Below are 5,626 nucleotides of genomic sequence, written 5' to 3'. Positions count from 1 at the left end.
CCCTGTCCGGGCCGCCGTGCCGTGAGGGATGGGTCCAGGTCCCCAGAGCGCTTTTGAGTTGCTGCTTGTTCCTGGCCGAGCGGCCCTCGATCCCGCGCTCCTTCGCTTCCTGGTAGAGCTCGTCCTTGGTGCGCTCGGACGACCCTCCACCGCCGCGGGACTTCTCACCACCGCGCTGCGAGGCGGACTTGCCCTGCGTGGAACTGCGACTTGCCGTCTTGCTCTCTCCCGACCGGGCACGTTCCTTGTTCACGGTGCGGGAGGCCATCTCCTTCGCGCGGTCCTCCGACATACCGCGCTGCTCACCCGACTCCTTGATGTGCTCGTACTGACGCTCTCGCTTCGGGCTGGATCCTCGGGGCATGACGAAACCTTTCTTCGATGGGTGTGGCCTCATGCCATCGTGCGCGTACCCGACTCTGCCCGCATCACACCGAGAAGCTTCCGGAGCTGCTCAGCCTCGGAACGCCACCCGGTCATGCGGGCGGTGGAAGACGGACGATGGGCCCACCGCGGGCGCCGTAGGGCGGGCGTCGGCGCCGTCGCCCCGGCCCCGGTCCGCGCCACGTTCGCGAAACGACAGCTCGTCGGCGCCCGGCCGTCCTCCGACATCTCTGCCGGGCCCGGTCGGGTGATGTGCGCGGGACGGGGCGGATCCGAGCACACCCTCGGGGCATGTGTGGGGAATGCCGGTGCGCCGGCGCTGAGCGGTGTCGGCTCGAACGCAGGTGTCCTCCGCCCGTCGGCGGGTAGGCGCCGGTCACGGACGCGTGAGCAAGTCGGCCGGTCTCAGGCGGTGGACAGGGCCGCGGGCGGGAGGCAGAGGTGAAAGGCGAAGGCTCGATGGACCGCATCGCGGAGCCCTGGGGAGCGCGGTCGCCCTACGAACGCGCAGGGCACTGGCCCGTACGCGTGGACACCGTCCTCGCCGACGGCATCGCCGAGGGGGACGTCCAGCGGTGGGTGCAGACGGCCTCGATCCTGCACTCCGACGGTGATGCCATGGACATCGCTGTCGGGGACGGACGGATCGTCGGCGTGCGGGGACGAGCCGGCGACCGGGTCAACCACGGCCGCCTCGGGCCCAAAGACCTCTTCGGCTGGCAGGCCAACGCCTCGCCCGACCGGCTGAGGCGCCCCTTGGTCCGCGACGGGGGACGGCTCGTCGAGACCGACTGGGAGACCGCGATGGGCCGGGTCGTCTCCCGCTCCCAGGAGCTGCTGGGCGAGCACGGCCCGGGTTCGATCGGCTTCTACACCTCCGGCCAGCTGTTCCTGGAGGAGTACTACACGCTCGCGGTCCTCGCCAGGGCCGGCATCGGGACGAACCATCTGGACGGCAACACCCGCCTGTGCACCGCGACCGCGGCGGAGGCACTGAAGGAATCGTTCGGGTGTGACGGCCAACCGGGTTCCTTCGAGGACATCGACCACGCCGATGTGATCGCCCTCTTCGGACACAACATCGCCGAGACGCAGCCCGTGCAGTGGATGCGCATCCTGGACCGCCTCCGAGGCAGCGACCCGCCTGGGCTGGTCTGCGTCGACCCGCGCCCCACCCCGGTGGCCCGGGCCGCCGCGGTGCACCTGGCGCCACGTGGCGGCACCAACGTCGCCCTCCTCAACGCGCTCCTGCACGAGGTCATCCGCACCGACCGGCTGGACCACGACTACATCGAGGCGCACACGGTCGGCTTCGAAGAGCTGCGCTCGCAGGTCGAGGACTGCACACCGGCCTGGGCCGCGGGGATCTGCGACGTTCCCGCCGCCCGGATCGAAGAGGCGGCAGAGATGCTCGGCAGGGCCGAACGGCTGCTTTCCACCGTCCTGCAAGGCGTTTACCAGTCGCACCAGGCGACAGCTGCCGCCGTGCAGATCAACAATCTCCACCTCGTCCGGGGCATGCTCGGCCGGCCGGGAGCCGGCATCCTCCAGATGAACGGGCAACCCACCGCCCAGAACACCCGCGAGTGCGGCGCCGACGGCGACCTGCCCGGCTTCCGGAACTGGCAGAACGACGAGCACGTGGCCGACCTGGCCCGGGTGTGGAACGTCGAGCCGCAGAAGATTCCGCACTACGCCCCGCCCACGCACGCCATGCAGATGTTCCGCTACGCCGAGCAGGGCTCCCTCCGCATGCTGTGGATCAGCGGCACCAACCCCGCGGTGTCACTGCCCGAGCTCGGCCGCGTCCGCACGATCCTCGCCCAGGACCGCCTCTTCACCGTGGTCCAGGACCTGTTCCTCACCGAGACGGCCCAGCTGGCGGACGTCGTCCTGCCCGCTGCCACCTGGGGCGAGAAGACGGGGACGTTCACCAACGCGGACCGCACGGTTCACCTGTCCGACAAGGCCGTCGAACCCCCCGGCGAGGCCAGGGCGGACCTGGACATCTTCCTCTACTACGCCGACCGCATGGGTTTCCGCGACATGGACGGCAGCCCCCTGATCCCCTGGCACGACGCCGAATCCGCGTTCGAGGCCTGGAAGCGGTGCAGCGCGGGACGCCCCTGCGACTACACGGGCCTCACGTACGACATTCTGCGCGGGCCCACGGGCATTCAGTGGCCCTGCAACGAGCACGCACCCCGAGGAACCGAGCGCCTGTACACCGACGGCATCAGCTGGGCCCATCCGGACACCTGCGAAACGTACGGCAAGGACCTCGAAACCGGAGCCGCCGACAGCGCCTCCGCGTACCGCTCGCTCAATCCCGACGGCAGGGCGATGATCAAGCCCGCCGCCTACTTGCCGCCCCACGAACCGCCCACGGACGCATTCCCCTTCCAACTCACCACGGGGCGCACCCTGTACCACTTCCACACGCGCACGAAGACCGGGCGGGTCCCCCAACTGAACGACGCCGCCCCGGACGTATGGGTCGAGGCGTCCGCCGCCGACGCGGCCGAGCGAAACCTCGAAGAAGGCGACCTCGTGGAGGTCGCCTCCCCCCGGGGCGCCCTGCGGGGACGGCTGCGCGTCACGGACATCCGACGGGGCCTGTTGTTCGTCCCGTTCCATTACGGCTACTGGGACACCACACCCGGGTACTGCCCGGATGGGCAGACCCCGGGCAGGGCGGCCAACGAGACGACGATCACCGACTGGGACCCCGCTTCCAAGCAGCCGCTCTTCAAGACCTCCTGCGCGGCGCTCACCCTCGTCGAGCGGGGCGGCGGGACTTCAGCTCCCGCACCGACCACCACCGCGTCCGCCCCCGCCCGGCCGGGCAGCACGCCGGCCACGACGGGCGGCGCCGCGGCTCATGCCACACACTCCTTCGACGGCGTCCGGAGCGACGGGGACGTCCGCGGGGACGGGGACGTCCGGAGCGACGGGAAGGGAGGCGACGGGTGAACGGCACCGCCCGGACGCTGCAGGCACTTCATCACGGGGAGAGCCACCTCGCGGGCGAGCTCCTCGCCGCGGCCGAACGCCACCGCGACGAGCACGAGGTGCACCACGTCGCCACCGACCTGGCCCACTGGTCCGAAGAGCACGTCCGGCGCCTGTCCGAGACGGCCGAGCACTATGGCGTGGAGGTGTCCGACGCCTCGGAGAACGGGGTCGTTCTCGCGCCGAAGCCCTCCACGGGGGACGATGCGTTCCTGTCGGCCGCCGGGGACTCGGGACTGCTCCTGCTGGCAGACCTCCGGGACCTTCACCTCGCCGCCGTCCGCAACTCCTTGTACTGGGAGATGCTGGCCCAAACGGCCCAGGCCGCCCGTGACGAGCGGCTCCTCGCGCTCGCCTCGGCCTGTCACCCGCGGACCCTGCGGCAGATGCGCTGGACCAACACCATGATCAAGAACCTCTGCCCCCAGGTGCTGACCAGCACCTGAAAGGCGCCGGAGCTGCAGCCGGCAGGGGCCCGGACGGCGTCCGGTATCCGCGTCCGGTGCATGCCTTTTGGCATCTACGCGGCAACGAGGCGCGACCCCCGGCGTGGTAGTTCCGATTCTGGGTGATCATGCGTATGGGGGGTAGTCGCCGAACGTGATCACTTTGGGCGTCGAAGAAGAGTATCTACTGGTGGATCCGGAGACCGCGCTTCCCCGGCCGTGGGTCGCCGACGTACGCAGGATCGCGGGCGTCGGACCTCTGGCCGAGGACGGTGAGGTCCAGGACGAACTACTCCAGGCCCAGATCGAGGTCGCCACCCCGGTCTGCACGCGGCTGGAGGAAGTGGGGGGTCATCTCCTACGGCTGCGGCACGCGGTCGCCTCCGCTGCCGAGGAGCGGGGCTGCCGGCTCCTCGCGTCGGCCGCCGCCCCGGTCAGGGACTCCGCTCCTGTCCCTGTCACACCGAAGCCCCGCTACCGCAAGATGGAAGGCGAGGCGCGGCAGCTGGTGGACGAGCAGCTGATCTGCGGGATGCACGTCCACGTGGCCGTGCCCGATCCGGAGGCCGGCGTGGCGGTGCTGAACCGCATTCGCGTCTGGCTTCCCACCCTGCTCGCGATGTCGGTGAACTCGCCGCTGTGGGACGGGAGGGACACCGGGTTCGCGAGTTGGCGGACGATCGTCTTCGGCCGCTGGCCGGTGAGCGGCCCCCCGCCGTACTTCCACGGCTACTCCGACTACGAGGAGCGGGTGGAGGCCCTGGTCTCGTCAGGGGTCATCGCCGACCGCGGACAGCTGTACTGGCAAGCCCGCCTCTCCGACCACTACCCCACCGTGGAGATCCGCTGCCTGGACGTGCAGTTGCGGGCGGACGACGCCGTCATGCTCGCGGGTATCGTGCGCGCCCTCGTCGAGGTCGCCCTCGCGGAGGAGAGTGCCGGAGCCCCTCCCGCCCCGTGCCCGTCGGAGCTGCTGCAAGCCGCGAACTGGCACGCGGCCCGCCACGGTCTGGACGGTTCCCTGGTCGACCCGCAGGGGCGCCGCCGCAGCAGCGGAGACGTCCTGTGCATGCTCCTCCGCCACATCGGTCCCGCGCTGGAGGAAAGCGGCGACGGTCGGGAAGTGAGCTCCCTCGTGCACCGCCTCCTCCGGGACGGAACGCCGTCGGCCCAGCAGCGGCGTGCCCTGGCGGAAGGCGGCATGCCCGCCCTGCGCAAGCTGCTTCTGGCAGGTTCGCCCGAAGAGTGAGCTCCGGAAATGGGCAAGCCGGTCAGGCCTCCGATCGCCGCGGTGCACCCGTGCTCCCACCCGGCCGAAGAGGCCTCCCGACCGCGGCGCGGCCAAGGGGGACCGGGCCGCGGCCAGGGCGTCACCGGCGCTCGACGCCGGGCGCCAGGGTGGCCCGTCCGGCGGGACGTCGGCCCTTTTCGTCCTCGGTGCCCCGTGGCCCCGCGCCGTCCCGGCCGGAGGGTGGCCTGACGCGCCACCTCCCACGCGCCGGGCCGGTGATCGCGCTGCCGGAACGCGACCCGTGACGGCCGCGACAGTGACGGCCGCGACCTTGACGGCGGCGACCGTGTCGGCCGCGACCGTGTCGGCCGCGACCCGTGTCGGCCGCGACCCTGACGGCCGCGCCCCGAGGTCGGCCTGTGACCGCTGGGGAGCGTGCGATCCGGTCCGCCCCAGCGCGAGGAGCCGCCCCATGTGGGAGACGATGGGCACGTGCGGAACGTTTCTCCCGCCGAAGCCGATCCAGCGGGCCGGCAGCAGATGGAGAGGGCCC

4 protein-coding genes are annotated in these 5,626 nt (G+C 71.3%); 3 read left to right on the top strand and 1 reads right to left on the bottom strand.

Annotated elements, in window-relative coordinates; all coding sequences use genetic code 11:
• Positions 1-364 (bottom strand): hypothetical protein (locus tag ACWGIU_RS27720; RefSeq protein WP_453710232.1); only part of this gene is annotated, 364 nt, incomplete at its 3' end.
• A 479-nt stretch (positions 365-843) separates the two neighbouring features.
• Between ACWGIU_RS27720 and ACWGIU_RS27715 the strand changes: the two genes are divergently transcribed.
• From ACWGIU_RS27715 to ACWGIU_RS27705, 3 genes are all read left to right on the top strand, one after another.
• Complete coding sequence (locus tag ACWGIU_RS27715; RefSeq protein WP_453710230.1) at positions 844-3,357, top strand: molybdopterin oxidoreductase family protein; 2,514 nt, start codon at positions 844-846, stop codon at positions 3,355-3,357.
• Entirely contained in the window at positions 3,354-3,842 is a 489-nt protein-coding gene (locus ACWGIU_RS27710) for a hypothetical protein (RefSeq protein WP_453710228.1), read from the top strand. The genes ACWGIU_RS27715 and ACWGIU_RS27710 overlap by 4 nt, the downstream gene beginning before the upstream one ends.
• Before the next feature lie 154 nt (positions 3,843-3,996).
• Positions 3,997-5,091, top strand: coding sequence for a carboxylate-amine ligase (locus ACWGIU_RS27705; protein WP_453710226.1), 1,095 nt, complete (start codon positions 3,997-3,999; stop codon positions 5,089-5,091).
• Positions 5,092-5,626 lie beyond the last annotated feature (535 nt).

The sequence above is a fragment of the Streptomyces sp. NPDC054840 genome, assembly GCF_053611065.1.
The sequence above is the reverse complement of the archived record's forward strand: the minus strand, read 5'-3'. Positions and strand labels throughout refer to the sequence as shown.

Excerpts from the sequence above, each read along its gene's own strand:
- ACWGIU_RS27715 (WP_453710230.1), top strand. The coding sequence starts at position 844 with ATGGACCGCATCGCGGAGCCCTGGGGAGCGCGGTCGCCCTACGAACGC.